At 68.6% G+C, this 25,817-nt stretch carries 24 protein-coding genes; 15 read left to right on the top strand and 9 right to left on the bottom strand.

Going from position 1 to position 25,817, the window contains the following annotated elements; genetic code table 11:
* Positions 1-119 precede the first annotated feature (119 nt).
* Positions 120-536, top strand: coding sequence for a CopM family metallochaperone (gene copM, locus V5F84_RS15495; RefSeq protein ID WP_394043873.1), 417 nt, complete (start codon positions 120-122; stop codon positions 534-536).
* 88 nt (positions 537-624) lie between these two features.
* On the opposite strand, the gene ctrA is transcribed toward copM, so the two are convergent.
* Positions 625-1,326, bottom strand: coding sequence for a response regulator transcription factor CtrA (gene ctrA / locus V5F84_RS15490; protein WP_394043872.1), 702 nt, complete (start codon positions 1,324-1,326; stop codon positions 625-627).
* Between the two features lie 455 nt (positions 1,327-1,781).
* On the opposite strand from ctrA, the gene V5F84_RS15485 reads away from it, so the two are divergent.
* The 8 genes from V5F84_RS15485 (at position 1,782) to V5F84_RS15450 (ending at position 8,971) form a co-directional block, all read left to right on the top strand.
* A complete protein-coding gene (locus V5F84_RS15485; RefSeq protein WP_394043871.1) occupies positions 1,782-2,177 on the top strand; it encodes a flagellar export protein FliJ in 396 nt (131 codons plus the stop codon).
* Between the two features lie 266 nt (positions 2,178-2,443).
* The gene (locus tag V5F84_RS15480) at positions 2,444-3,052 is read left to right on the top strand and encodes a sigma factor-like helix-turn-helix DNA-binding protein (protein WP_394043870.1); all 609 of its coding nucleotides are present in this window, start codon (positions 2,444-2,446) and stop codon (positions 3,050-3,052) included.
* On the top strand, positions 3,049-4,080 hold the full coding sequence (locus V5F84_RS15475; protein WP_394043869.1) for a hypothetical protein: 1,032 nt from the start codon (positions 3,049-3,051) through the stop codon (positions 4,078-4,080). Before V5F84_RS15480 ends, V5F84_RS15475 begins: the two co-directional genes overlap by 4 nt.
* Before the next feature lie 84 nt (positions 4,081-4,164).
* The gene (locus V5F84_RS15470) at positions 4,165-5,262 is read left to right on the top strand and encodes a sulfate/molybdate ABC transporter ATP-binding protein (protein ID WP_394043868.1); all 1,098 of its coding nucleotides are present in this window, start codon (positions 4,165-4,167) and stop codon (positions 5,260-5,262) included.
* Positions 5,263-5,411: 149 nt separating this feature from the next.
* Positions 5,412-6,395 (top strand): agmatinase, encoded by a 984-nt coding sequence (speB, locus tag V5F84_RS15465; RefSeq protein WP_394043867.1) that lies wholly within the window; start codon positions 5,412-5,414, stop codon positions 6,393-6,395.
* A 12-nt stretch (positions 6,396-6,407) separates the two neighbouring features.
* Complete coding sequence (locus V5F84_RS15460) at positions 6,408-7,475, top strand: calcium:cation antiporter (protein WP_394043866.1); 1,068 nt, start codon at positions 6,408-6,410, stop codon at positions 7,473-7,475.
* A 96-nt stretch (positions 7,476-7,571) separates the two neighbouring features.
* The gene (locus tag V5F84_RS15455) at positions 7,572-7,982 is read left to right on the top strand and encodes an NADH:ubiquinone oxidoreductase subunit NDUFA12 (protein WP_394043888.1); all 411 of its coding nucleotides are present in this window, start codon (positions 7,572-7,574) and stop codon (positions 7,980-7,982) included.
* A gap of 257 nt (positions 7,983-8,239) precedes the next feature.
* Positions 8,240-8,971, top strand: coding sequence for a DUF2155 domain-containing protein (locus tag V5F84_RS15450; RefSeq protein WP_394043865.1), 732 nt, complete (start codon positions 8,240-8,242; stop codon positions 8,969-8,971).
* On the opposite strand, the gene aat is transcribed toward V5F84_RS15450, so the two are convergent.
* Positions 8,902-9,579 (bottom strand): leucyl/phenylalanyl-tRNA--protein transferase, encoded by a 678-nt coding sequence (aat, locus tag V5F84_RS15445; RefSeq protein ID WP_394043864.1) that lies wholly within the window; start codon positions 9,577-9,579, stop codon positions 8,902-8,904. The genes V5F84_RS15450 and aat overlap by 70 nt on opposite strands.
* Positions 9,580-9,791: 212 nt before the next feature.
* Between aat and V5F84_RS15440 the strand changes: the two genes are divergently transcribed.
* From V5F84_RS15440 to V5F84_RS15425, 4 genes are all read left to right on the top strand, one after another.
* Positions 9,792-11,534, top strand: a complete 1,743-nt coding sequence (locus tag V5F84_RS15440; RefSeq protein WP_394043863.1) for an ABC transporter permease — start codon at positions 9,792-9,794, stop codon at positions 11,532-11,534.
* Positions 11,535-11,545: 11 nt separating this feature from the next.
* On the top strand, positions 11,546-12,883 hold the full coding sequence (locus tag V5F84_RS15435; protein ID WP_394043862.1) for an ABC transporter ATP-binding protein: 1,338 nt from the start codon (positions 11,546-11,548) through the stop codon (positions 12,881-12,883).
* 332 nt (positions 12,884-13,215) lie between these two features.
* Positions 13,216-14,217 carry an HlyD family secretion protein gene (locus V5F84_RS15430; protein WP_509277117.1) on the top strand — a complete coding sequence of 334 codons (1,002 nt, stop codon included), beginning with the start codon at positions 13,216-13,218 and terminating at the stop codon, positions 14,215-14,217.
* A gap of 3 nt (positions 14,218-14,220) precedes the next feature.
* Complete coding sequence (locus V5F84_RS15425) at positions 14,221-15,288, top strand: FUSC family protein (protein WP_394043860.1); 1,068 nt, start codon at positions 14,221-14,223, stop codon at positions 15,286-15,288.
* A gap of 269 nt (positions 15,289-15,557) precedes the next feature.
* Here V5F84_RS15425 and accC read toward each other — a convergent pair whose 3' ends face one another.
* From accC to V5F84_RS15400, 5 genes are all read right to left on the bottom strand, one after another.
* The gene (gene accC / locus V5F84_RS15420) at positions 15,558-16,925 is read right to left on the bottom strand and encodes an acetyl-CoA carboxylase biotin carboxylase subunit (protein ID WP_394043859.1); all 1,368 of its coding nucleotides are present in this window, start codon (positions 16,923-16,925) and stop codon (positions 15,558-15,560) included.
* Positions 16,926-17,118: 193 nt separating this feature from the next.
* Entirely contained in the window at positions 17,119-17,595 is a 477-nt protein-coding gene (accB, locus tag V5F84_RS15415; RefSeq protein ID WP_394043858.1) for an acetyl-CoA carboxylase biotin carboxyl carrier protein, read from the bottom strand.
* Between the two features lie 61 nt (positions 17,596-17,656).
* Positions 17,657-18,100, bottom strand: a complete 444-nt coding sequence (aroQ, locus tag V5F84_RS15410; RefSeq protein ID WP_394014991.1) for a type II 3-dehydroquinate dehydratase — start codon at positions 18,098-18,100, stop codon at positions 17,657-17,659.
* Positions 18,101-18,262: 162 nt separating this feature from the next.
* The gene (locus tag V5F84_RS15405) at positions 18,263-19,027 is read right to left on the bottom strand and encodes a DsbA family protein (RefSeq protein ID WP_394043856.1); all 765 of its coding nucleotides are present in this window, start codon (positions 19,025-19,027) and stop codon (positions 18,263-18,265) included.
* Positions 19,028-19,052: 25 nt separating this feature from the next.
* Complete coding sequence (locus V5F84_RS15400) at positions 19,053-20,489, bottom strand: M48 family metalloprotease (RefSeq protein WP_394043855.1); 1,437 nt, start codon at positions 20,487-20,489, stop codon at positions 19,053-19,055.
* Positions 20,490-20,770: 281 nt separating this feature from the next.
* Between V5F84_RS15400 and V5F84_RS15395 the strand changes: the two genes are divergently transcribed.
* Positions 20,771-21,946 carry a pyridoxal phosphate-dependent aminotransferase gene (locus V5F84_RS15395; RefSeq protein WP_394043854.1) on the top strand — a complete coding sequence of 392 codons (1,176 nt, stop codon included), beginning with the start codon at positions 20,771-20,773 and terminating at the stop codon, positions 21,944-21,946.
* Positions 21,947-21,959: 13 nt separating this feature from the next.
* Here V5F84_RS15395 and rsmD read toward each other — a convergent pair whose 3' ends face one another.
* Positions 21,960-22,508, bottom strand: coding sequence for a 16S rRNA (guanine(966)-N(2))-methyltransferase RsmD (rsmD, locus tag V5F84_RS15390; protein ID WP_394043853.1), 549 nt, complete (start codon positions 22,506-22,508; stop codon positions 21,960-21,962).
* A 362-nt stretch (positions 22,509-22,870) separates the two neighbouring features.
* Positions 22,871-25,186 (bottom strand): pseudouridine synthase, encoded by a 2,316-nt coding sequence (locus tag V5F84_RS15385; RefSeq protein ID WP_394043852.1) that lies wholly within the window; start codon positions 25,184-25,186, stop codon positions 22,871-22,873.
* A 66-nt stretch (positions 25,187-25,252) separates the two neighbouring features.
* On the opposite strand from V5F84_RS15385, the gene V5F84_RS15380 reads away from it, so the two are divergent.
* Positions 25,253-25,681 carry a nucleoside deaminase gene (locus V5F84_RS15380; RefSeq protein ID WP_394043851.1) on the top strand — a complete coding sequence of 143 codons (429 nt, stop codon included), beginning with the start codon at positions 25,253-25,255 and terminating at the stop codon, positions 25,679-25,681.
* The last annotated feature ends 136 nt before the right edge of the window (positions 25,682-25,817 follow it).

Here is a 25,817-nt window from a genome sequence, read left to right as displayed (position 1 = left end):
CAGGGGCCCGGCGCGCCTGTGTCGTGTCCCGACGCGCGGCCGGCCCGTAGGTCCTATTTTTGCCGCCGCCGCCGCGCTCCTTGTCGCGGAGCGCGTCGGCGCCGGAAGGAAACAGGACCATGACACATCGATCCGCACGACTGTGCGCGGCCGCCCTCGCGATGGGACTGCTGGGGCTGGCCGGCGCCGCATTGGCCCAGTCCATGCCGGGGCCCGCCGGCCACGACCATTCCATGCCCATGGCGATGCCGGGCGTGGCCGCTCCGGCGGCTGCCGCCGCGTCCCCGGCCACCGCCGCGCTCCAGGCTGCGAACGCCAGGATGCACGCCGACATGGCGATCGCCTATACCGGTGATGCGGATGTCGATTTCGTGCGGGGCATGATCGCTCACCACCAGGGCGCCATCGACATGGCGAAGGTGGAGCTGAGCTACGGCACCGATCCGCAGATCCGCACGCTCGCCGAAGGCATCATCGCGGCCCAGGAGCGGGAAATTGCCGAGATGCGCAAATGGCTCGCCGATAAGGGGCGGTGAGGCCGACGGTACAGTCCCGCGGCGCGCCCATGAAAAAGGCCTCGCCGCCGGCGAGGCCTTTTTGTCGGACCGCTGGATCCGGCGTGCGTCAGACCGCGATGCGGTCGGCGCCCGTCAGGGGTTCGCGCAGGACATAGCCGCGGCCCCAGACGGTCTCGATGTAGTTTTTCCCGGACGAGGCGTTCGCGAGCTTCTTGCGCAGCTTGCAGATGAACACGTCGATGATCTTCAGCTCGGGCTCGTCCATGCCGCCGTAGAGATGGTTCAGGAACATCTCCTTGGTGAGGGTGGTGCCCTTGCGGAGCGAGAGCAGCTCCAGCATCTGGTATTCCTTGCCGGTCAGATGGACCCGGGCGCCTTCCACTTCCACCGTCTTGGTGTCGAGGTTGACGATCAGGTCGCCGGTCTGGATCACCGACTGGGCATGGCCCTTGGAGCGGCGCACGATGGCGTGGATGCGCGCCACCATCTCGTCCTTGTGGAACGGCTTGGTGAGATAATCGTCGGCGCCGAAGCCGAAGCCCTTCACCTTGTCCTCGGTCCCGGCGAGGCCGGAGAGGATGAGGATGGGGGTTTTCACCTTGGCGACGCGAAGGTTGCGCAGCACCTCGAAGCCCGACATATCCGGAAGGTTTATGTCGAGCAGGATGATGTCGTATTCATAGACCTTACCCAGGTCGATGCCTTCTTCACCGAGATCCGTCGTGTAGACATTAAAGCTCTCGGACTTCAGCATCAGCTCGATGCTTTGGGCCGTCGCACTGTCGTCCTCGATGAGCAAGACGCGCATGGCAATCCCCTTCCTCGCAACAACCCGAAAAGCGGCGTGCCGCCCTTGGTGTGCTCAGCCGACAGTGTGATTCGCGATACGTGTGATGAATCGATACCCGATACCGATTCAACTGGACAAGAGTCCTTCGAAAAAACTTTGTGCATGAATGCGAAGACTGACTCTCCGCACGCGGCTAAAGTTGTTTCGGCCAACTCGGCCTGTATCTCCACACCATCTCCCGAGCCTCGGGAGCGTCGGCCGAGGGGCCTTTTCGAAGCACCCTCATCCGAACCGTGGAGGCATCATTAACGAAGTCGGTAAACGATTGGTTTCCGAGCGGTGAGGTTAAGCGATTTTCCTCGCCAAAGCCGCGCAGCGGTAAGGAAAGGGCAACGGGTCGGCGTCATTGTGGCTCTGGAAGCGCCCGGAAACCGGCCGCCGCGTTCATTTGTGCCTTCGGAGTATGGCGTTCCATGAAGTCGCGTGAACCCCTGATCCGCGCCAAGCGGTTCAAGATCGAGGATGCGCGTCGGCGCATCGTGCGGATCGACACCATGATCGCCGAGTTCGACCGCATGGCGGCCGACCTCGATCGCGACATCGCGGGCGAGGAGGAGCGGTCGGGCATATCCGATCCGCGCCATTTCGCTTATTCGCCGCTCGCCGCCGCGGCCCGCCAGCGGCGCGACAATCTCTCCCGCTCCGCCCAGGACCTGCGCACCCAGCGCGAGGAGGCGGAAGGCGCCCTCGCCGATGCCGAGGCCCAGCTCCAGATGGAAGAGGCGGCCAGCGAGCGCGAACGCGTCAGCGAGGCGGAAGCGCTGGAGCGGCGCATCGGCTGGCGCATGGGCGAGCCGGCCCGCGCCTGAGGCCGCGCGGATGGCGCTGGCGCCCCCGTCCCGCCGGCCGGTTATCAAAAGAGACGTTATTTCAGCTTCTTGCCTGCGGGAGGCGCGGAAGGGCTTCACCTTTGGCAGGTCTTGATTTAGCCTCATTTTCTTGGGGTGCGGCGCTTCCGCCGTTCGCGGGCTTGCAGAGAAAAAATCGTTTTTCTGCAAGGCCTTGCTGCCGTCTTTTGGAGTGAGAGTTTAAGTCTCGCTCTCCGGCGGTTCCCGTGTGCGGGATCAAGACGGTCGTGGCGAACTCGGATGTGCTGGGTGATCTTCTGATCGCGGTTTCCTCAGGGAAGCGCGACGCCTTCCAGATTCTTTATGCCCGCACGAGCCCCCGCTTCTATGGCGTTGCCCTGCGCCTCCTGCGCCACAAGGATCGCGCCACGGCCGCGCTGAAGGCGGCCTATCTTTCGATCTGGAACGAGGCGGCGGCGTTGCGTCCCCTGCTCGATGCCGCCGCGCGGGCGGGCGATGCCCCCGCCGGCCGGCCCGAGGGCGAGGCCCTGCGCGACCTCATCGGCGATCCCCTGTGCTGGATGGTCGCGCACGTCCGGCGCGTTGCGCTCGATCTCGCCCGGGAGCAGGCGAGCGACGACGGCTCGGTGTTCGAGCCGTTCGCCGCCGAGGAGGAGGCGGACGATCCGCTCGCCGGTGAACCACGCAGCCGCGAATTGCTCGAGCTGCTCGGCTGCCTCGGCCAGCTGTCGGAGGAACGCCGCCGCATGGTGCTGCTGGCCTATTATGACGGCTGGACGCGCGACGCGCTGTCGATCTATTTCGACGCGCCCCTCCACGGCATCAACAGCTGGTTGCGACGCAGCGTCGGCGAGATCGACGCGGTCCTGCAATGACGGGTGCGCGCGAAGAAGATCGCCGCGAAGCCGCCGAATATGTCCTCGGCACGCTCGATGCCGCCGAACGCAGCGCCGCGCGGGCGCGGATCGCCAGCGACAGCGCATTCGCCGCGCTCGTCACGCTCTGGGAACGCCGGCTCGGGCCGCTGCACGAACTCGCGGTGGGCGTGGCGCCGCCCGAAGGGCTGCTGCAAGAGCTGATGGCGGAATTGCCGGAGCCAGCCGCGCCAGCGGTCGCGGAGGCCGCGCCGGAACACGGCCCCGGCGCTGCTCCGTCCGCGCTTCCGACGTCCAACGAGGCGCCATCCCCGGAACCGCCGTCCGAGGAAGCGCCCTCCGAGGCCCAACCGTCCCCCGCCCAACCGTCCCCCGCCACGGAAGCACCGGTGGCGGAGGAGGCATTGCCGGTTCCGCCGGTGGTGGCGGAAGCGGAAATCCGGGAACTCGAGAAGGATCCCACCCTCGCGGCCGCCCCATCGGTCCCCGCACCCGCGCCGGTGCCGCCGGCGCGCACCCCCTCAGAGCCCGCGCCCTCCGAGCCCACCCCCGCGCCGCCGCCCGCCGCGCGCAATCCCTGGCGCGTGGCGAGCGGGCTGATGGCGATCATCGTCCTCGCCCTCGGCGGGCTGTTGCTGCGGGATTGGGGACGCCCCGAAAAAGAGGGCGCCCACCCGGCGCCCGCCGCGCAGATCTCCCCCGCCCCGACCCAGCACGAGGCGGTGCTGACCCCGCGCAGCAGCCCCCGCGTCACCATCACGCTCGATCCGGCGACCCGTCGCCTGGACGTGTCGGGGCTCTCCGGGCCGCCGCCGGAAGGACAGACCTATCGCCTGTGGCTGGTCTCGCCGGACGGGACCCGCCATCTCCTGTGCGCCTTTCGCGACCCGACCGCGCTCGCCCCGGATCTCACGGCCTGGACCGGGCAGCCCTCGGCCGTGGTGGAGATCACACTCGAAGCGGTCGACGTCGCGCCGGGGCAGGGCGCCAGCGAGGTGATCCTCAGCGGGCCGCTCAAGCGGCTCTGATCGCCTCCGGCGGGCCGTGCGTTTCCTGTGCCGCGCGATCATGCCATAACCGGCATATCCGCTTCACCGGGGCCTGCATCGCGTATGACCGTCGCCGTTGCCGTAGAAAATGCCGTCAAGACGTTCGGGACCCAGCAGGCGCTCGCGGGCATCTCCCTGGACGTGGAGCCGGGCGAGCTGGTGGCGCTGCTCGGTCCTTCCGGCTCGGGCAAGACCACCTTGCTGCGGGCGGTCGCGGGGCTGGAGCAATTGGATTCCGGCCGCGTGATCCTGGATGGGGCGGATGCCTCGACCGTCCCGGTGCGCTATCGCGGCATCGGCTTCGTGTTCCAGCATTATGCCCTGTTCCGCCATATGAACGTCGCCGACAACATCGCCTATGGGCTGCGCTCGCGCCCGCGCGCCACGCGTCCGCCCGAGGGCGACATCGCGAAGCGGGTGGAAAGCCTGCTCGCCCTGGTGCAGCTTGCGGGCTATGGCGCGCGCTATCCGGCGCAATTGTCCGGCGGCCAGCGCCAGCGGGTGGCCCTGGCCCGCGCGCTCGCCATCGAACCCAAGGTGTTGCTGCTGGACGAGCCGTTCGGCGCGCTCGACGCCTTGGTCCGCAAGGAATTGCGCGCCTGGCTGCGGCATCTGCACGAGCAGACCGGCCACACCACCTTGTTCGTGACCCACGACCAGGAGGAGGCCCTTGAACTCGCCGACCGCGTGGTGGTGATGAGCAAGGGGCGCATCGAGCAGGTCGGCACCCCGGACGATGTCTACGACCGGCCGTCCACGCCGGACGTGTTCGGCTTCATGGGGGAATCGAGCCGCATACCGGTCGAGGTCGCGCAGGGCGTGGTGCGGGCCGAGGGGCAGATCATCGCCACCGCCGTGGAGCGCGTGGCGGACGGTCCGGCGGTGCTGTTCGCGCGGCCGCACGACATCACGGTCGCGCTCGCCGGCACGCCGGGGGCGGAGGGGATCGTCAAGGCCTATCGGCGCCATGGCGCCATCCGCCGGCTGGAGCTGGTGGTGGGCGGTGCGCACGTGGAGGCCGACGTCGCGCCCACGGCCAAGGTGCCCGAGGCCGGCAAGGTTTCCGTGCGGTTCGATCGCGCCCGGCTGTTTCCGGCCAGCGGGCCGGGGGTGGATTGCCGCCCGCCGGCATCCCACCAGGTGGGCGAATACGCGATCTGACGTTTGCGGGCCGTCATACGGTGTTTTGCGGGCGAAAGGCTTGCCTGCCGCCGCGTGCGGGCGCTATCGACAGGGGCGTGTACTTCGCCGCACGATCGCAACGCCGCGCGCGGCGGCGCGGCAGCCGTTCCAGCGCCGAGAGGTCTTCCATGAGCGATGATCCCCTTCACCCGCGCCCCGTGGATCGGGCCCTGGATCGCAGCTTCCGCCACGGCCAGTCGATGGAGCCGAATTATTCCGGCGCCACCTCGTTCCTGCGCCGCCGATACGCCAAGGACGGCGGCGGAGCGGAGGCCGTGGTGTGGGGCATTCCCCTCGATGTCACGGTGTCCAACCGGCCGGGCACCCGGTTCGGGCCGCGGGCGATCCGCGCCGCGTCCGCGATTCTCGACGGCGACGATTTCTATCCCTTCGGCTTCGATCCCTTCGCGACCCTCGATGTGGCGGATGCCGGCGACTGCGTGTTCGACTACGGCCTGCCGTATTCCATCCCCGCCGCCATCGAGGCGCAGGCGGCGCAGCATTTCGCGCGCGGCTCCCATCTCGTGACCCTGGGCGGGGACCATTTCCTCACCTATCCCGTGCTCAAGGCGCTGGTGGCGCACCTCGGCGAGCCGATCGCCCTGGTGCAGTTCGACGCCCACCAGGACACGTGGGATGATGACGGCACGCGCGTCGACCACGGCACCATGATCACCCGCGCGGTGAAGGACGGGCTGATCCGGGTGGACCGCTCGGTGCAGGTCGGCATCCGCACCCATGCCCCGCAGACCTATGGCATCGACGTGCTGCACGGCTTCGACGCGGCGGACCTCGGCCCGCGCGGCATCATCCGCCATATCCGCGAGCGGGTGGGCGATGCGCCGGTCTATCTCACCTTCGACATCGATGCCCTCGACCCGGCCTTTGCGCCCGGAACCGGCACGCCCGTGTGCGGCGGCCTTTCCAGCCGCGAGGCGCTGATGACAGTGGGCGGGCTCGGCGGCCTGAACCTGAAGGGCTTCGACGTGGTGGAGGTCTCCCCGCCCTATGACCATGCCGAGATCACGGCGCTCGCGGGGGCGAGCCTTGCCGCCACCTATCTGTGCCTGCTCGCCCAGCGCAAGGCGCAGGGACTGAGCATCGCGCTTTAGCGGCCCGGCCCGATGCTCCGCCGGCAATTGCCCTTCCTCTTCCCGTTGCTCGCTCTGGCATTGGCCCTGGCATGGCCGGTGCTCTATCCCATGCTGGACCACGTCGCCCAATGGTCGGCGTCGCTGCTGATGATGGGCACCATCTTCGCCGCCGTGCACCATGCCGACACGGTGTCCGCCCGGCTGCCGCAGCCCTACGGCACGCTCGTGCTGACCTTCTCCGTCACCCTCATCGAGGTGGCGGTGCTGGTGTCGATGATGCTGAACGGGGAGAACAACCCGACGCTGCCGCGCGAGGCGGTGCTCTCCACGGTGATGTTCGTGCTCACCGGCGTCATCGGGCTGTGCCTGCTGCTGGGCGGGCTGCGCCATCGCGAGCAGGAAGTGCGCCAGCAGGGGCTGAGCGGCTTTCTTTCGGTGATCATGGCGATCTCGGTTCTCGCGCTGATCCTGCCGAGCGTCACCAAGTCCGGCCAGGCCGGCGCGCCGAGCACGGTCGATATCGTGGTGATCATGATCGGCGTGGTGCTGCTCTACGGGTCGTTCCTGTTCATGCAGACGGTGCGGCACCGCGATCATTTCCTCGGCTGGGACGAAACCGAGGAGCGCGAGGCGACCGCCAGCGAATTCTGGCGCGCGGTGCTGTTCCTGCTGCTCAGCCTCGGCGGCGTGGTGCTGCTGTCCAACCATGTCGCGGAAGCCGCCGAGCGGTTCATGGATCGCCAGGGCCTGCCCGATCCGGACGCGGTGGTGGGCGCGATCGTGGTGGCCATCCTGCTGCTGCCGGAGACGATCACCGCCGTGCGCGCGGCGCGCCGCAACCGGTTGCAGCGGGCGCTGAACGCCGCCCTCGGTTCGGCACTCGCCACCATCGGCCTGACCATGCCGGTGATGGTGGCCGTGGGGTTCCTGGTGAATCGGGAAGTGACCCTCTCGCTCGATCCCGAGGACCGTACCCAATTGCTCCTGGCGCTGATCCTCAGCGTCGTGTCCTTCGGCACCGGCAAGACCAATGCGCTCACCGGCCTGGTCCATCTGGTGCTGTTCTTTGTTTATGTCATGACGCTTTTTTCGCCCTGACCGTCGGCACGCGCTTCCGCGCGGTGGACACCGCCGGAGCGCGGTGGCATGGTCCGCGCGATCAAGGGCGAGGCGTCAAGCAGCGAGGCGTGGGCCGTGAAAGAGTTCCTGCTCTATGTGTTCACCTGGTGGAATAAGCAGACGGTCGGCACCATGGTGTGGACCCGTCGCTTCGGCGAGTTCGTGGGGCAGGATGAGGCGGGCAACCGTTATTTCCGCACCAAGGGCGGCGCCATTGATCCGCAACTGGGGTTTGAGCGCCGCTGGGTGATCTATCCCGGCTATGCCGACAGCACCACTATTCCCACCGGCTGGTACGGCTGGATTCACCATCGCACCGACACGCCGCCGACCGAGGTCGCCTATACCCCGCGCGAGTGGCAGAAGCCGCATCTGCCGAACCTGACCGGCTCGCCCGCCGCCTATCGGCCAAGGGGCGCGTTTCCCGGCGGCCGCAACCGGCCGGAAGTCACCGGCGACTACAAGGCCTGGGCGCCCGGCGAGTGAGCTGGCGCGCGCCGGTCGTGCGCTGAGGCCGGTAGTGATCGAGCCAGCGGGCGCGGGCACCGGTCCCGCGCTTTCCGCCCGGCAGGCGCGATTCGCCCTCGCAGCGCCGCATTGCAGGTGATAACCAGCAGGGAATTGGGCGCGCTTCACCGTGCCGCGTGCGCCGGGAGGACGGCTTGGACGGCACGCCGTCCGCCGGATGCCCGCGCCGCGCGCGGAAAGGGGTTCGTCCTCGGCATGTTCGGGTCTGCGTTTTCATGGTCAAAGTCCAATTCGACGTGCGTCGGCCGTTCCCTCCGTCATCGCGGCTGAAGGCCGGCCTCGCTCTCGTGATGGGGCTTTGCGCCGCCGGTCCGGCGCTGGCGCAGAGCCGCACCGGCATCGAATCGGCGCCGCTGGCGCCGCCGAGCGGCTTCGGCAGTTCAACCGCTCCCGCGCCGAATGGCGCGCTCCCGCCGGGATATCCCCCGCCCGCCCAGCGGCCCTCGGCGCCGCAATTGCCGCCGCCCGGCTCGGCCCGTCCGCCGGGGCAGGGACAGCCGGCGCAAGGGCCGTTGCCGGCCCCCTCCGTGGCGCAGCCGCCGGCCGCGGGAACGCCCTCCGCCGCTGGCGATTCCGGCGACGTCGTGGTGGTTCAACCGCCGCCGGAGCGGATCGCCAATCGCACCGCGGTCTATGCCGGGCTCGACAAGATCACCGGCCGCATCACCTCGTTCGAAGTCGGCATCGGCGAGACGGTGCAGTTCGGCGCCCTGCAGGTGACGCCGCGCGTATGCTACACGCGCCCGCCCACGGAGACGCAGAACACCACCAGCTTCACCGAGGTGAACGAGATCACCCTCAAGGGCGAGGCGAAGCGCATCTTCACCGGCTGGATGTTCGCCTCCAGCCCCGGCCTGCACGGCGTGGAGCACCCCGTCTATGACGTGTGGCTGACCGACTGCAAGGCCACCGCGCCGGCCACCGGCAAGGCCGCCGGCCAGAAATAGAAGTCTCCTTCCACCTCCAGCGCCTGTTCCAGTTGCCGGTGATATTGGCGCCGGCTGATCTCGATGGCGCCGAGGCTCTCCAGGTGGCTGGTCACGAACTGGGTGTCGAGCAGGCGAAAGCCGCCGGCCCTCAGCCGCGCCACCAGATGCACCAGCGTCACCTTGGAAGCGTCGCGCTCGATGTGGAACATGCTCTCGCCGAAGAACGCGCCGCCGAGCCGCACCCCGTAGAGCCCGCCCACCAGCCGGCCGTCGCGCCAGGCTTCCACCGTGTGGCAGCGGCCGCGCATGAACAATTCCCCATACAGCCGCCGGATCCGGGCATTAATCCAGGTCTTGGCGCGGCCCTCCTGGGGCGCGGCGCAGCCGTCGATGACGCCGTGGAAATCGTGGTCGATGCGAATCTCGAACTTGTCGGAGCGGATGGTGCGGGCGAGGCGCGAGGAGATTTTCAGCCCGTCGAGGGGAAACACCCCGCGGCGCTCCGGCTCGATCCAGTAGAGGCCGGGATCGTCCGCGCTTTCGGCCATGGGAAAGATGCCGCAGGCATAGGCCTTCAGCAGCACGTCCGGGGTGATTTCGACGATCGGTTCGTTGGGGCGGCTCATGGCTCCATTGATGGCGCATATAAGTTGAGCGAGGATGTGGCGCTTTGCCGCCGGCCCGGCCAAACCGGCCCGACACGCATTCTCCGGCCCGTGCCGCGCAACCGGCTGGCGCATGACAAATGCGTAGTGCATTTGTCATGCGCGCGCGCTACTGCCCAGGTGTTCACCTCGGCGTGAACCGCTTGCATCCTCCTCTGCGCGGTGGGCCTGCCATGCTTTTTCAGCCAGCTGGTGCCGGAAACGATCCCAACCCTGTGCGGCAGCACCGGTTCTCCATTTTCGACATCTTCGCCTTCGCGGTCATCTTCGCGCTGTTCGCGCTGTTCACCCATGGCACGCAGGAGACTCTGGTCCCCATCGCGCAATTGCAGCAGACGCCGATCTCCCTCGATCCGGCAATGCTGCCGGAATATGCCCTGCGCACCACGCTGCGCATGCTCGCGGCGATCGTCGCCTCGCTGGTGTTCACCTTCATCTATGGCGCCATCGCCGCGAAGAGCCGGCGCGCCGAGATGGTGCTGATCCCCATCCTCGACATTCTCCAGTCGGTGCCGGTGCTGGGCTTCCTGTCCTTCACCGTGGTGTTCTTCATGGGCCTGTTCCCCGGCCAGGTGCTGGGGGTGGAGCTGGCGGCGGTGTTCGCTATCTTCACCAGCCAGGCCTGGAACATGACCTTCAGCTTCTACCAGTCCATGAAGACGCTGCCGCGCGACCTGGAAGAGGTGTGCGACGGCTTCGGCCTCACCGGCTGGCAGCGCTTCTGGCGGCTGGAAGTGCCGTTCTCCATGCCGGGGCTGGTGTGGAACACCATGATGTCCATGTCGGGCGGCTGGTTCTTCGTGGTGGCCTCGGAAGCGATCTCCGTGGGCAACACCACGATCACCCTGCCGGGCATCGGCGCCTATGTCGCGACCGCCATCTCCGACCGGAACATCGCCGCCGTGGTCTATGCGGTGCTGGCCATGCTGGTGATCATCCTGCTGTATGATCAGGTGCTGTTCCGCCCGCTGGTGGCGTGGGCGGAAAAATTCCGCTTCGAGCAATCGGCGGGCGGCCCGCCGCCGCGCTCCTGGGTGCTCGACCTCGTCAAGCGCGCGCATTATTTCCGAATCGTCCTGTCGCCGCTCGGCAGCCTTGCCCGGGCCCTCGGCCGCATGCCGCTGCGCGCGCCGGTGCGGGTGCCGCGCGAGGTCCACAAGGCCTGGGGCAGCCGCACCATGGACCGCATCTGGGCGGGCCTCGTGATCGCGGCCGCGCTCTACAGCCTGTGGGTGATCGTTGCCTTCGTGGCGACCGAGGTGGCCGGCGGCGAGGTGGTGCATGTGCTCTATCTCGGCTTCCTCACTTTGGTGCGGGTGGCGGTGCTGATCTTCCTGGCTTCGCTGATCTGGGTGCCGGTCGGCGTGTGGATCGGCCTCAACCCGAAGGTGGCGACGGCGGTGCAGCCGCTGGCGCAGTTCCTGGCCGCGTTCCCGGCCAACATCGTGTTTCCGTTCGCGGTGGTGGGCATCGTGGCGCTCGGGCTCGATCCGAACATCTGGCTCTCGCCGCTGATGATCCTCGGCACCCAATGGTACATTCTGTTCAACGTGATCGCCGGCGCCAGCGCGTTCCCGAGCGACATGCGCGAGGCGGCGTCCGCGTTCCATATCCGCGGCTGGCACTGGTGGACCAAGGTGATCCTGCCCGGCGTGTTTCCCTATTATGTCACCGGCGCGCTGACCGCGAGCGGCGGGTCATGGAACGCCAGCATCGTTGCCGAGGTGGCGAGCTGGGGCAACACCACCCTGCGCGCCGAGGGCCTTGGCGCCTATATCGCGGATGCCACGACGGCGGCGGATTTTCCGCGCATCACGCTCGGCATCGCAATCATGTCGCTCTATGTCATCGCCTTCAACCGGGTCTTGTGGCGACCCCTGTTCACCTTTGCGGCCCGCCGCCTGCGGCTCGACTGAGGAGACCTCCCATGCTCGAAACCACGTCCCCGGTCGCGACCACGCCGATGCTGTCGGTGTCCCATGTGGTCCAGTCGTATCGCAAGAGCGACAACAACCGCTTCCTGGTGCTGGATGATGTCTCGCTGGCGATCCGGGAGGGCGAGATCGTCGGCCTGCTCGGCCGCTCGGGTTCGGGCAAATCCTCGCTGCTGCGCATCATTTCCGGCCTCACCAGGCCGGTCTCGGGCGAAGTGACCTGGTGCGGCCGCAAGCTGGACGGGCCGGCCCAGGGCATCTCCATGGTGTTCCAGACCTTCGCCCTGTTCCCCTGGCTCACGGTGCTCCAGAACGTGGAGATCGGCCTTGAGGCCATCGGCATCGAATTGGCCGAGCGCCGTCGCCGGGCCGAGCAGGCGATCGACCTGATCGGCCTCGGCGGCTTTGAAAGCGCCTATCCCAAGGAATTGTCCGGCGGCATGCGCCAGCGCGTGGGCTTCGCCCGCGCCCTCGTCGTGCACCCGCGCCTGATGCTGATGGACGAGCCCTTCTCCGCCCTCGACGTCCTGACCGCCGAGACGTTGCGCACGGACATCATCGACCTGTGGACCGAGGGCGCGTTGCCCATCAAGTCGATCCTCATCGTGACCCACAATATCGAGGAGGCGGTGCTGATGTGCGACCGCGTCCTGATCTTCTCCTCCAATCCCGGCCGGGTGGCGCACGAGATGCCGATCCCGCTCGCCCATCCCCGCGACCGGCTGGCGCCGGAATTCCGCGCGCTGGTGGAAGAGATCTACTCGCGCATGACCAATCGCGAGGGTCCCGGCGCCGAGCTGAACAAGCCGGGCGCGGACCAGGGCCAGGGGCAGGAAATCACCATCACCACGCCGCTCACGGCGGTGTCCACCAACGTGCTGGCGGGCCTGCTCGAGGAACTGACCGACGCGCCCTACAATGGGCGGGCGGACCTGCCGGCACTCGCGGACAGCCTCAACATGCCGGCCGACGCGCTCTTCCCCATCGCCGAAACGCTCCAGATCCTGCGCTTCGCCGACGTGCAGAGCGGCGATATCCTGCTGACGGAGGCCGGGCGCCAGTTCGTCGAGGCCGACATCGACGACCGCAAGGAATTGTTCGCCAAGCACCTGCTGGACCATGTGCCGCTCGCCGCCCACATCCGCCACGTGCTGGAGGAGCGGCCGAGCCACAAGGCGCCCTGGTCGCGCTTCGAGGATGAGCTGGAAGATCATATGTCGGAGGAATTCGCCGACGAATCCCTGCGCGCGGTGATCACCTGGGCCCGCTATGGCGAAAGCTTCGCCTATGACGAGCAATTGCAGCAGTTCAGCCTGGGCGAGGAAGACTGAGCCGCCGGCCCCTCGGCCCGGCCACCCCGAAGGGGCCTGGCCGAAATGTCCGGCGCCGCAGGATCGCCCGAGCCGATCGTCCGAGCCTATCGCAACGCCCGCGCGCAGACGATAAGGTTTGCGTGGAGCGCACTGCCGTCGGCCGCCGTCCTCCCGCCCGTGCCTGCGGATTCATCTCGGGCGCGGGAGACGGGGTAAGCGCGGGTGCGTGCGGTACCCGCGTCACGTCATGGTAACCGACGCGGTTTATCTCGTTCGGGCGCCGAGGGCGGTCCGCCCCGGGTGGATACATCGCCGGCCGCCGGTTGGCAGGAGGGGGCAAGCGCGGACCCATGACGACCGAGGCAGCTCCACCGCCCCCGCCGCCGCGTCCCCGTCGGCTCCGCGTGAAGATCGCGCTCGGCGTTCTGGCGTGCGGCATTCTCCTCTATTTCGGCCTGCATGCCATTCTCGCCTATACCGAGGATGCCTATGTGCGCTCCGACTTCGTCGAGGTTGCGCCGGAGGTCTCCGGTCCGGTCGTCAGCGTGAACGTGACCGATAACCAGAAGGTCGCGGCGGGCGACCTTCTCGCGCAGATCGACCCGCAGCCCTTCCAGCTCCGGGTGGACCTCAAGAACCGTGAGGTCGCGGAAGCGCGCGCCGCCATCGGCGTGAAGCAGGCGAGCGGCCTCTCGCTCGGGGCGAACGTGGATTCCGCCCGCGCGGCCCTGACGCTCGCGACCCAGGAATACAACCGGATCTTCTCCCTCGTCCGCTCCGACGACCTCTCCCAGGCGACGCTCGACAAGGCCACCGACGATCGCAAGGCGGCGCAGGATGCGCTGGCCGACGCCGAGGGCCGGATGCGGGAGAATGCCCAGGACGTGGCGGTGGCGCAGGCGCAGGTCGCAACCGCCGAGGCCGATCTCGCCCTGGCGCAATACAGCTTGTCCCGCACCCGGATCGTCGCGCCCGTGGCGGGCTATGTCACCAATCTCGGCCTGCGGCCCGGCGCCTATGCGAGCGAAGGCAAGCCCCTGGTGGGCCTCGTCGACGACGGCAACTGGCGCGTGATCGCCAATTTCAAGGAAGACGTGGCCGCCAATCTGCCGGAGGGCCTGACCGTGTGGGTGTGGCTGGAGACCCGCCCTTGGACGCTATACCGCGGCCATGTGGTCGGCACCGGGCGCGGCATTGCCCGGGCGCAGCAGCCGGATCGGCTCCTGCCCTATGTGGCGCCGACCACGGACTGGATCCACCTCGCCCGCCGCCTGCCGGTGACCATCCACCTGGATACCCGGCCGGACGCCCTCTACATGGGGGCGGACGCGCGCGTCTTCCTCTGGCGCTAGGGCATGGACACGCTCGATCGGATCGGCACGGGGCTGTGGGCTGAACTGCGCCTGTTGTCGCTCGAAGGGCCGCAGGCTGGGCTTGCCCTGCGCACCGCCATCGCCGGCGTGCTCAGCGTGCTGGCGGCGATGATGCTGCACCTGGAGAATCCCTATTGGGCCGGCATCACCGCGGTTTCGATCCTGCAACGGGATTCGGCGGCGACCCTCACGCGCAGCGTCGACCGCGCCTTCGGCACCATCGCGGGCGCGACGCTGGGGTATGTCGGCGCCGTCTTTGTGGACGTGCACGGCGTCTTTCTGTTGATCTGCGGCGGGGCGGTGGCCCTCGCCATCTATGGACAGGACCGCATCGAGCACGGCTATGCGCTGCTGCTGGCGGCGGTCACCGTTCTGCTGGTGATGTTCGGCGCCATGAGCGCGCCGGAACAGGCGTTCGATGTCGCCTTCTACCGGGCGGCGGAGATCCTGGTGGGGGTGATCGCCACCTATGGCGTGGACTATGCCCTCGGCCCGCCCGGCGAGCGGGTGAAGGGCGCGCCGAAGCCGGGCCTGTTCGCGCCGCCGCTCGACCGGGCGCAATTGGCCATCGCCCTCACGGCGGGCCTTGCCACCGCCGCCATTCCGGTGATCTGGGATGGTCTACAGCTTCCCGGGCTCGGCCAGACGCCGGTGACCGCCTTCGTGATCGTGATCGCCATGCGGCGCGAGCCGGTGTTGACCGGCGTGAACCGCCTGCTCGGCTGCGTGATGGGCGGCTGCTATGGCCTCGCGTGCATGCGGCTCGTGGGCGACAGCTTCGTGCCGTGGCTCGTGCTGCTGTTCGTGGGTCTGTTCTTCAGCGCCCATATCAAGCACGGCACCGGCGATGCCAGCTACAGCGGGCACCAGGCGGCGATCGCCCTGCTCATGTCGATGGTGCAGGGCCTCGCCCCCTCGGCGGACATCCTTCCGGCCATCGATCGCCTGATCGGCATCGTCGGCGGCATCCTGGTGGTGGTCTCCGCCCAGGCGCTGGTCGCTCCGATCATCGAGGATCTGCTGGAGCGCCTCCTCGGGCCGGAACGCTAGATCGTTTCCCAGTTTCATAGAACCAGGGAAACGATCTAAGCTTTTGCGTTTACGCATTTTCTTCACGCGAACCGGTATCCATTTCGCTCGAAAATGCTCCAGGACCAAGCCCGGCCAGCGTTCCAGGCGCGCGCCAGCAGCCCGGCGGTGATGGCCGGCACACGCCCGGCCATCACCGCCGACGAAAGAAAGACAATCGCGCGCACCCGGCGTCAGGCGCCTCGACGCGGCTCCTCGCCGCTGAATGTCGATCGGCGCTTGCCTTCGCCTCAGCCGTGCTTGCCGGTATCGGCGCCTTCGCCCTCGGCCAGGAAATGCTCCAGCCAGTGGATGTCGTAGCGCCCTTCGGCGATGTCGTGGGTGCGCACCAGCACGCGGAACAGCGGCAAGGTGGTGTCGATGCCGTCCACCACGAACTCGTCGAGCGCCCGGCGCAGGCGGTTGAGGCATTCCGCCCGCGTCTTGCCGTGGACGATCAGCTTGCCCACCAGCGAATCGTAATGGGGCGGAATGACATAGCCCTGGTAGGCGTTGCTATCGACGCGGATGCCGAGGCCGCCCGGCACGTGATAATGCGTGATACGGCCGGGCGAGGGACGGAACGTGCTCGGATGCTCGGCATTCACCCGGCATTCGATGGCATGACCCTCGATCACCACATCCGACTGCTGGATGGTCAGCGACTCGCCGGCGGCGACGCGGATCTGCTCGTTGATGAGGTCGATGCCCGTGACCATCTCGGTCACCGGATGCTCCACCTGGATGCGGGTGTTCATCTCGATGAAATAGAATTTCCCGTCCTCGTACAGGAACTCGACCGTGCCGACGCCGAGATATTGCAGCTCGCGCATGGCCTTGGCGACGGTCTCGCCGATCTCCTGGCGCTGCTCGGCGGTGAGGGCCGGGGAGGGCGCCTCCTCCCACACCTTCTGGTGCCGGCGCTGGAGCGAGCAGTCGCGCTCGCCGAGGTGGACCGCATGGCCCTTGCCGTCGCCGAGCACCTGGATCTCGATATGGCGCGGGGTGGAAAGGTATTTTTCCAGATAGACCGCGTCATCGCCGAACGCGGCCTTGGCTTCCGTGCGGGCGGTGGAAAGGGCCGTGGAGAGATCCTCCTCGGTCATTGCCACCTTCATGCCGCGCCCGCCGCCGCCGGCCGCCGCCTTCACCAGGACCGGGAAGCCGATCTCCTTGGCGACGCGGTGCGCCTCCTCGTCGGAATGGATGCCGCCTTCCGAACCGGGCACAACGGGAATGCCGAGCCGCTGGGCGGTGCGCTTGGCCTCGATCTTGTCGCCCATGATGCGGATATGCTCGGCCTTGGGGCCGATGAAATGGATCTTGTGGTCCGCCAGGATCTCCGCGAACCGGGCGTTCTCCGCCAGGAAGCCGTAGCCGGGATGCACCGCGTCCGCGCCCGTGATCTCGCAGGCCGCGAGCAGGGAGGGGATGTTGAGATAGCTCTCGCGCGCCGCCGGCGGGCCGATGCACACGCTCTCGTCGGCGAGACGCACATGCATGGCGTCGGCATCGGCGGTGGAATGCACGGCGACGGTGGCGATCCCCAATTCCTTGCAGGCCCGCAGGATGCGCAAGGCGATCTCGCCGCGATTGGCGATCAGGATTTTCTGGAACATCTGAGGATGCCTGCTTTCACCTGAAACTGGTCTTCAAACGGATCTGGCCCGCCCGTTCCGGGCGGACCTCTTCGGCTCGCCCGCGTGGCGCGGCCCCGCGCCGAACGCGGCGGCATCGACCCGACGAACGCCGACCCGACGAACGCCGACCCGACGAACGCCGGCCGGGCAAGACGTGCGCCTCGGCGCACCCTCACTCGATGACGATCAGCGGCTCGCCATATTCTACCGGCTGGCCGTTCTCCACTAGGATGCGCGTCACCGTGCCCGCATGGGGAGCCGGAATGGCGTTCATGGTCTTCATGGCCTCGATGATCAGGACCGTCTGGCCCTCCTTCACCACCGTGCCCAGCTCGACGAACGCCGGCGCGCCGGGCTCGGAGGCGCGGTAGGCGGTGCCCACCATGGGGGAGGAGAGCACGCCCGGATGCTTGGAGAAATCGGTCGGCGCCGCGAGCGGCGCGGGGTCCGCGGCGGTCGCGGGCGCGGCATGCGCCGGGGCATAGCTCTGGGCGGGCGCGGCGATGGTGACGGCGGCGGGGGTGCGCACCACGCGGATGCGCAGCGCGTCCTGCTCCACCTCGATCTCGGTCAGATCGGAGTCCGAGAGAAGCTTGGCGATTTCGCGCACCAGCGCGGTGTCGATGGGGGTTTTGCTGGGTTTCATCATGGTCCTGCGATCGTGTGGCCTGGGCGGCCGCACAAGGGCTCCTTGCGGATAATCGTGCGGGTCATGCGGGTTTGGTCCGGCCGGCGGCGAGGGCCGCGATGCCGAGCACGTAGCTCTGCGGGCCGAAGCCGCAGATCACCCCGCGCGCAACCGGGGAAATATAGGAATGGTGGCGGAAGTCTTCGCGGGCGAACACGTTGGAGAGGTGCACTTCCACCGTCGGCACGCCGCAACCGCCAATGGCGTCGCGCACCGCGACCGAGGTGTGGGTGTAGGCCGCCGCGTTCAGCACGATGCCGCAGGCGCCGCGCGCCTCCTGGATATGCTCCACCAGCGTGCCCTCGTGGTTCGTCTGGCGAAACACGAGGTCGAGGCCGTGGCTCTCGCAGGCGGCACGGCACAGCGCCTCCACGTCCGCGAGCGTCGCGGCGCCATATATCGCGGGTTCCCGCGTGCCGAGCAGATTGAGATTGGGTCCGTTCAGGACGTGGATGGTATCGGGCATCCGTGACCGTTCAGCCGTGAACCCGGCCAAGCCGGGCCACGGGGTTATAGGGGTCCCGGTGCGACATGAAAAGCGCCGTTGCGCGCAATACACCGCCGAAGCGCGCCGCGCGGAGGCGCGACGCGGCGTTCAGACCGGGTCCTGCGCAAAAATGCGGACGCCTCAATTGGCGACCGGCTTGCGCACCGCATCGACCGCGCTCTTCAGCTTGTCGAAGCCGACCGCGCCGATGATCACGTCGTCGCCCACCACGAAGCTGGGCGTGCCGTTGAGGCCGAGCGCCTGGGCGATCTTCATGCTTTCATCGAGCGTCGCGTTCAGCTCGGGCGAGGTGGCCTGCTTCTGGATCAGCGCCGGATCGATGCCGACCTCCTTCGCCGCCGCGAGCGCGCGGGCGCGATCGGCCTGGCCCTTGCCGCCGAGCAGGGCCTCGTGGAAGGCGAGATATTTTTCCGGCGCCACCATGCGCACCGCGACCGCCACCTGCGCGGCTTCCACCGAGCCCGGTCCGAGCACGGGGAATTCGCGCAGCACGATCTTCAGGTTCGGGTCCGCCTTCATGAGGGCGTTCATGTCGGAAAGGGCGTGTTTGCAATAGCCGCAATTGTAGTCGAAGAACTCGACCAGGGTGACATCGCCCTTCGGATTGCCGACCACCACGCCGCGCGGGCTGTTGAAGACCAGGTCCTTCATCTTCACCAGCGCATCCTTCCGGCCGGCGCTTTCCGCCTGCTGCTGCCGGCTTTCCAGCACCGTGATGGCCTCCTGGAGCACTTCCGGGTTCTTCAGCAGATAGTCGCGGATGATCGGGCCCATCTCCGCCTTCTCGGCATCCGTGAAGGCGGCTGCGGGTGTGACGAGGGCCAGGGCCGGCGCGAGCGCGGCGAAGGCGGCAAGGGCGGCGCGCGGGCCAAGGCGGGACAGCATCGAGATCTCCAGTCAGTAACGGCGTCTATTGACGCTGGGCGGTGGCGGGCGGCTTGAAATTGACGATGTCGTCGGATTTCAGCCAGCCGGGAGTGCCTTGGGGAAAGCGTGTACGGGCGCGGGCGGCGAGTTCCCGCGCGGTCTTGTAGTCGCCGGAGGCGAAGGCGGCCTGCGCCGCCGCCAGATCGGCATTGGCGAGATCACCCTTGCGACCGTAAGCCTGGGACAAGGAGCGCCATCCCGTGGCGGAATTGGGGTCGCGCTGGGTCGCGAACGACAATTCGCGGATCGCCTCGTCCGTATAGGCCGGATTGTCCGACTGCACGAGCGCCTGCCCGAGCATGGCGCGGATCAGCGGATTGCCGTTGGTCATGCTCACCGCCTGCTTCAGGGGCGGCACCGCCGCGCCCGCGCGGCCGGCCTCCAGCAGCGCCTGACCCTTCAATTCCAGGAAATAGGGATTGGACGGCTGCTTGGCCACCAAAGCGTCGATCTTGGCCACCGCATCGTTCACATTGCCGAAGCGATAGGCGGAAATGGCGCGGGCATATTGCGCGGGGAGCGACGTGTCGTTCAGCGGATAGCGCCGATAGACCACGTCCGGCCGCTCGACGAAGCCGTAGAGCTTGGCCCGCATCATGTCGTGCCGGGCCTGGAGGGCGGGGGCATCCTTGGTGTTGTAATAGGGGCTGGCCTTGGCCAGTTCCTCAAGCGCGGCAATGCGCTCGCGCGCCATGGGATGGCTCAGCAGATAGGGATCGACGCGCTGGCTGATGAACAATTGCTCGTTCTGGAAGCGCTGGAAGGTCTCGATCATGCCCTTGGCGGACTGCTGGGTGGCGTTGAGATATTTCACCGCCGAGCGGTCCGCCGCCTGTTCCTCGCCGCGCTGGTAGGAGAGCAGCGAGCGGCGGATCATCTCCTGCGGCGCGGTGATGGCGCCGGCCGCCGCGCTGCCGAGGCTGCTCGAACCGGTGGCCGCTCCCGCCGCGACGCCGGCGCCGGCCAGCAGCATCGCCACGATCGCCATGGTCTGCGCCCCGGCGATCTGCTCGCGCATGCGCGCAAGATGGCCGCCGGCGATATGGCCGGTTTCGTGCGCGAGCACGCCGATGATCTGGTTCGGGGTGTCGGCATCCATCAGGGCGCCCACATTGACGAAGATGCGCTTGCCGTCGGCGACGAAGGCGTTGTAGGCGCGGTCGCCGATCAGCACGACTTCCACATTCTGCTGCGCCAGCCCTGCGGCTTTGAGCACCGGGCGCGTATAGTCGCGCAGCAATTCCTCGATCTCGGCGTCGCGGATGATCTGGCTGCGGGGCTTGGCGCCGCTTTCCTGTGCGTGCACAAGGGGAGTGCAGAACAAGGCGGCGGCCAGGAGAGCAAGGCCATGGCCGCACGCCCCGGCAAAGCGCTGCGCGATGCCGGACCCGGGGCGGGAAGGACTGGCCGTCAAGCTCATCGAACGCGCGTGCTCACTTTCGTTTCAACCCGGAGCCGTTCCAAGCCGGATGCGGCGGCAACCCGCCATGGCCACGCCCCGGTGCGCTGTTGCTCCGCGCTCGGATGCGCACCCTTGGCGGACGCCGGCCGACACGGTACGAAACGAAGGAACACGGGCCGGCGGCTGCGGTCAATGCACCCCCGTTCACGTTGGGGCGACGAGCCCCTTACCCAACGCGCGATTGCGGCGAGAGCACGGCGGCGCGCCACGGCAAAACGCCCGCAGGGCAGGAAGTGATCATGGGTCTCGCGTCCGATTTCGAGCTCGCCTCCCGCCGCAGCGCGGTCGCGCCCTTCATCGTCATGGACGTGATGGAGCATGCCGCCCGGCTGGAGCGGGCAGGGGCGCGGGTGATCCATCTGGAAGTGGGCCAGCCGGCGGCCCCCGCGCCGCTGAGCGCGCGCAATGCCGCAGCGGCGTTTCTCCAGGCCGGGCAGGTGGGCTATACGGCCGCGCTCGGCATCCCCGCCCTGCGCGCGCGCATCGCCCGGCATTATGGCGAGGTGCATGGCCTGGCGCTGGATCCCGAGCGGGTGGTGGTCACGAACGGCTCGTCCGGCGGCTTCATTCTCGCCTTTCTCGCTTTGTTCGAGGCCGGCGACCGGGTGGCCATCGCCGCCCCGGGCTATCCGCCCTATCGGCACGTGCTCTCCGCGCTCGGCTGCGAGCCGGTGCTGATCGAGACCCGCGCCGAGGACCGATTCGCCCTGACGCCGGAAAGCCTGATCGCCGCGCACCGGGAAAAGCCGCTCAAGGGGGTTCTGGTGGCGAGCCCCGCGAATCCCACCGGCACCATGATGGACCGCGCCGCCCTCGCGGCGCTGATGGCCTGCGCGCGCGACCTCGACCTGCGCTTCGTCTCGGACGAGATCTATCACGGCCTCGATTATGCCTTTCCCACCGTGAGCGCGGCCGAGATCGCCGAGGATGCGGTGGTCATCAATTCCTTCTCGAAATATTTCTGCATGACCGGCTGGCGCGTGGGCTGGATGGTGGTGCCGCCCGGCCTCTCGCGCACCATGGAGCGGTTGCAGCAGAATTTCTCCATCTCCGTGCCCACCCTCTCGCAGGTCGCGGCGACGGCCGCCTTCGAGGGGCGGGCGGAGATGGAGGCGGTCAAGCACGGCTATGAGGAGAACCGCCGCATCCTGGTGGAGGGACTGCCGCGCGTGGGGCTGCATCATTTCCTGCCCGCCGACGGGGCCTTCTACCTCTATGCGGACGTCTCCGCCTTCACCGGCGATTCGCACGCCTTCGCCTCCCGCATGCTGGATGCGGTGCAGGTGGCGGTGACGCCCGGCGTGGATTTCGACCCATTCCGGGGCCGCCAGTTCCTGCGCTTTTCCTATGCCGGTTCGGCGAGCGACATGCGCGAGGCGGTGGAGCGGGTGGGCGCGTTCCTCAAGGCGGAATGATCCGGCGGAATGATCAGGCCGAGAGAAACGTCAGCTCGGTCTCGTCATAGCGGCGGCGCTCCAGCTCGCGGAAGCCTTCGGGCGCCACGAAGGCGCCGGCCTTCTCCTCCACCACCAGCAGGGCGTCGGGCGCGAGCCAGCCGCCGGTCCGCGCCGAGGCCAGGGCCAGCTCCGCGAGCCCCTTGCCATAGGGTGGATCGCAGAACACCAGCGAATAAGGTTCGCCCGGCCCCATGGCGCCGAGCTTGGTGGCGTCGCGCCGGAAGATGCGCGTCACCCCGGTGAGGCCCAGGGTTTCCACATTGGTGCGGATGATCGCGCGCGGTTCCACTGCATCCTCCACGAACAAGGCGAAGGCGGCGCCGCGCGAGAGCGCTTCCAGGCCCAGCGCGCCGGTGCCGGCGAACAGGTCCAGCACGCGCGCGCCGTCGGCCGCGTCGTCATAGGCATGGGCGAGCACGTTGAAGAGCGCCTCGCGCAGCCGGTCCGTGGTGGGCCGGGTGGCGCTGCCGGACGGGCTTTTCAGAGCCCGCCCGCGATGAAGGCCGCCGACGATGCGCATGCTGCATCACCCTTGAAGCTGCGCCCGGAGCAGTTTCGGGCGAACGGGACACCGGATCGCGTAATGAGAACGCGTGTGTACAATGGGGCGGAGTGTTTCCCCTAGAATGCGACAGGGGGAAACGTCTGGGACGGATCGACAGTCAGCGGCGTCGGGGATCGTCGCGGCGCCTGGCGGCAGGTGCACGCGATTGTCTTTCTTTCACCCTTTGTCATGGCCGGGCTTGTCCCGGCCATTCACGTCGAGCCGTTGGCGCGGGCCTTGAAACACCGATGCCAGCGGGGCCGCGTGGATGCACGGGACAATCCCGTGCATGACGATGCGCTGCTTCAACGGCGTCAACCCCCGACTGTCGATGAGTCCTAGTCCCGTTTGCGCGGGCCGGAAGGCTTTCCGCGCGGCGCGCCGCCGGGACGGGCACCGCCCTTCGGTCCGCCGAAGCCGGGCCGCTTGGGGCCGCCGGGACCCGCTTTGCCGCCGGGGCGGAAACCGGTGCGCTCGCCACCTTCTGCGGCGCCGGCGCGCGGCCGGCCACCGGCAAAGCCGGGCTTGCCGGCGGGACGCTCGCTCCCCGGCCCGGCACCGAAGCCGCCGCGTTCACCCCCCTCGCGCGGCGGGCGATCGCCGAAGCCGCCACGGCCCCGCGGGGCATCGGGCCGCTGGGGACGGGCGCCGGAGAAACCGACGTCTTCCGACCCGCGTCCGCGCTCGGCAAAGCCGCCGCCGCGCGGGCCGCGGCCCGGCTCGTCCCGGCGCGGAGCGCGTTCGGGCCGGTCGGCGCTGAAGGGTTTTGGCCGTTCCGCGCGATCCGACCGGAAGCCACCCGGCTTTCCGGCACCACCTTCGCGGCGGGGCGGGCGCTTGTCGTCATAGGCCGGCCGGTCGTCACGGCGCATGGAGCGTTCGGGACGGTCGGCGCTGAAGGGCTTCGGCCGTTCCGCGCGATCCGAGCGGAAGCCGCCCGGCTTTCCGGCGCCGCCCTCGCGGCGGGGCGGGCGCTTGTCGTCATAGGCTGGGCGGTCGTCACGGCGGGGTGCGCGTTCGGGCCGGTCGGCGCTGAAGGGCTTGGGACGCTCCGCGCGATCCGAGCGGAAGCCGCCCGGCTTGCCGGCGCCGCCCTCGCGGTGGGGCGGGCGCTTGTCGCCATAGGCAGGCCGGTCGTCACGGCGCGGGGCGCGCTCGGGCCGGTCGGCGCTGAAGGGCTTGGGCCGTTCCGAGCGATCCGACCGGAAGCCGCCGGGCTTACCGGCGCCACCCTCACGGCGGAAGCCGCCTTCGGCACCTTCAGGGCGGCCGCGGCCGAAGACCGGCTTATGCGGCGACGCGCCAGCCCCTTCGCGACGCGGACCGCGCGCTGGCGCGCCATCGCGGCTGTCCTCGCGTTGGAAACGGGCCGGGCCGCGCTTGGGGCCGCCAGCATCGGCACGGGCCGCGCGCGGGCGCTCCTCATCGCGGTTGAAGCGCCCCTCGGGACGCGGCGTGCGCGCCCCGAACTTCTGGCCCATGCCGGGGCGCGCCGGGCGGCGGGCGTCGGAACGCTCCGCAAAACGCTCTTCCTGCGGTTCCGGCACGAAACGTTCCACCTTCACCTGCCGCCCCTTGCGGTCGGCGACGGTTCCGGCGCTGACGGTTTCGCGCTCCTCCTTGCGGCGGCTGCGCACCCGGAACGCGCCGCCTTCGCTGTCCCCATCCCCGTGGGGATGGCGCGAACGGCCGCGATGCTCGATTTCCGTATCGTGCCGCACGGATACCGTGTCGCGGCGCGTGGGGGCGCGGCGCACCGGGCGATCGTCCAGATCCTCGGCGCGCGGGGTGTAGCGCTGGGCTTCCTCCATGGCACGCTCGAACAGGGGCGCGTCGAAATCCACCCCCGCGGCGGCGGCGAGTTCCTCGCCGAGCTGGTCGCGCAGGATGCGCGTGCGCACCTCCTCGATGCCGTTCTCGGGCACATCGCCGAGCTGGAACGGCCCGTAGGAGACCCGGATCAGCCGGTTCACCCGCATGCCGAGGGCGGCGAGGACGTTGCGCACTTCGCGATTCTTGCCTTCGCGCAGCGAGACGCTGATCCAGGCGTTCGCGCCCTGCACCCGCTCCAGCGTGGCTTCGATGGGGCCGTATTCGATGCCCTCCACCGTGATGCCGCCCATGAGCGCGTCGAGCTTGGCCTGGTCGATGGCGCCGTTGGCGCGCACGCGATAGCGGCGCAGCCAGCCGGTCTCCGGCAGCTCCAGCGCGCGGGCAAGGCCGCCGTCATTGGTGAGCAGCAGCAGGCCTTCCGAATTGAGATCCAGCCGCCCCACGCTGACGAGGCGCGGCAGGCCCTTCGGCAGGATTTCAAACAGCGTGGTGCGGCCTTCCGGGTCGCGGTTGGTGGTCACCACGCCCTTGGGCTTGTGGTAGAGGTAAAGACGGGTGCGCTCGCGCTCCGGCAGCGGCTGGCCGTCCACCTGGATGGCGTCCTTCTCCGTCACGGTGAAGGCGGGGCTCGTGAGGACGATGCCGTTGACGGCGATCCGCCCGGCCTCGATCCAGGTCTCGATCTCGCGCCGCGAGCCGAGGCCTGCGCGTGCGATCACCTTTGCGACGCGCTCGGCGTCATTGGTCTTGGCCGGCGGCAACGCGCGCTTGTCGCGCGGGACGCGGTTCTTGTCCTTGCGGGGAGGTTGTGTACGGGGCATGGAAGGCCGATAGCACGAACCGTGCGGCGACACGAGGTGCAGGAGCGCGGGTTGGGCGAGACTTTCATGCAAACGGCGCTGAATGAGGCGCGCGCGGCGGCCGAGCGGGGCGAAGTGCCGGTCGGCGCGGTGCTGGTGCGGGGCTCGACCGTGATCGCGCGCGACGGCAATCGCACGCGCGAATTGTCCGACCCCACGGCGCACGCGGAAATGCAGGTGCTGCGCGCCGGCGCCCGCATGCTCAGCGCCGAGCGGCTATTGTCCTGTGATCTCTATGTGACGCTGGAGCCGTGCGCCATGTGCGCGGCCGCGATCTCCTTCGCCCGCATCCGCAGGCTGTATTACGGCGCGCCCGATCCCAAGGGCGGCGCGGTGGAGAGCGGCCCGCGCTTCTACACGCAGCCCACCTGCCATCATGCGCCGGAAGTCTATGGCGGCATCGCCGAGCGGCAAGCGGCGGACGTGCTGCGGGCGTTCTTCAAGGACCGGCGCTGAGGCTGTCGGGAGTTTGGCCGGTTCTGCGCTTATTTCCTGGCATATTCCCCCTCTCTCGCCCTCCCCCGTCCCCCTCCCTTACCCTCCCCCGCAAGCGGGAGAGGGGACTGTGGTGGGATCGCGGGAAATACGCGGC

This window comes from Roseixanthobacter liquoris, assembly GCF_043195135.2.
GTDB lineage: Bacteria > Pseudomonadota > Alphaproteobacteria > Rhizobiales > Xanthobacteraceae > NCEH01.
Note: the sequence above shows the minus strand (reverse complement) of the source record. Positions and strands in the feature narration are given on the sequence as shown.

Bases quoted from the DNA above. Each gene is read 5' to 3' on its own strand.
- copM (WP_394043873.1), top strand. From the start codon at position 120: ATGACACATCGATCCGCACGACTGTGCGCGGCCGCCCTCGCGATGGGA.
- ctrA (WP_394043872.1), bottom strand. From the start codon at position 1,326: ATGCGCGTCTTGCTCATCGAGGACGACAGTGCGACGGCCCAAAGCATC.
- V5F84_RS15485 (WP_394043871.1), top strand. From the start codon at position 1,782: ATGAAGTCGCGTGAACCCCTGATCCGCGCCAAGCGGTTCAAGATCGAG.
- V5F84_RS15475 (WP_394043869.1), top strand. From the start codon at position 3,049: ATGACGGGTGCGCGCGAAGAAGATCGCCGCGAAGCCGCCGAATATGTC.
- V5F84_RS15470 (WP_394043868.1), top strand. From the start codon at position 4,165: ATGACCGTCGCCGTTGCCGTAGAAAATGCCGTCAAGACGTTCGGGACC.
- speB (WP_394043867.1), top strand. From the start codon at position 5,412: ATGAGCGATGATCCCCTTCACCCGCGCCCCGTGGATCGGGCCCTGGAT.
- V5F84_RS15460 (WP_394043866.1), top strand. From the start codon at position 6,408: ATGCTCCGCCGGCAATTGCCCTTCCTCTTCCCGTTGCTCGCTCTGGCA.
- V5F84_RS15450 (WP_394043865.1), top strand. From the start codon at position 8,240: ATGGTCAAAGTCCAATTCGACGTGCGTCGGCCGTTCCCTCCGTCATCG.
- aat (WP_394043864.1), bottom strand. From the start codon at position 9,579: ATGAGCCGCCCCAACGAACCGATCGTCGAAATCACCCCGGACGTGCTG.
- V5F84_RS15440 (WP_394043863.1), top strand. From the start codon at position 9,792: ATGCTTTTTCAGCCAGCTGGTGCCGGAAACGATCCCAACCCTGTGCGG.
- V5F84_RS15435 (WP_394043862.1), top strand. From the start codon at position 11,546: ATGCTCGAAACCACGTCCCCGGTCGCGACCACGCCGATGCTGTCGGTG.
- V5F84_RS15430 (WP_509277117.1), top strand. From the start codon at position 13,216: ATGACGACCGAGGCAGCTCCACCGCCCCCGCCGCCGCGTCCCCGTCGG.
- V5F84_RS15425 (WP_394043860.1), top strand. From the start codon at position 14,221: ATGGACACGCTCGATCGGATCGGCACGGGGCTGTGGGCTGAACTGCGC.
- accC (WP_394043859.1), bottom strand. From the start codon at position 16,925: ATGTTCCAGAAAATCCTGATCGCCAATCGCGGCGAGATCGCCTTGCGC.
- accB (WP_394043858.1), bottom strand. From the start codon at position 17,595: ATGATGAAACCCAGCAAAACCCCCATCGACACCGCGCTGGTGCGCGAA.
- aroQ (WP_394014991.1), bottom strand. From the start codon at position 18,100: ATGCCCGATACCATCCACGTCCTGAACGGACCCAATCTCAATCTGCTC.
- V5F84_RS15405 (WP_394043856.1), bottom strand. From the start codon at position 19,027: ATGCTGTCCCGCCTTGGCCCGCGCGCCGCCCTTGCCGCCTTCGCCGCG.
- V5F84_RS15400 (WP_394043855.1), bottom strand. From the start codon at position 20,489: ATGAGCTTGACGGCCAGTCCTTCCCGCCCCGGGTCCGGCATCGCGCAG.
- V5F84_RS15395 (WP_394043854.1), top strand. From the start codon at position 20,771: ATGGGTCTCGCGTCCGATTTCGAGCTCGCCTCCCGCCGCAGCGCGGTC.
- rsmD (WP_394043853.1), bottom strand. From the start codon at position 22,508: ATGCGCATCGTCGGCGGCCTTCATCGCGGGCGGGCTCTGAAAAGCCCG.
- V5F84_RS15385 (WP_394043852.1), bottom strand. From the start codon at position 25,186: ATGCCCCGTACACAACCTCCCCGCAAGGACAAGAACCGCGTCCCGCGC.
- V5F84_RS15380 (WP_394043851.1), top strand. From the start codon at position 25,253: ATGCAAACGGCGCTGAATGAGGCGCGCGCGGCGGCCGAGCGGGGCGAA.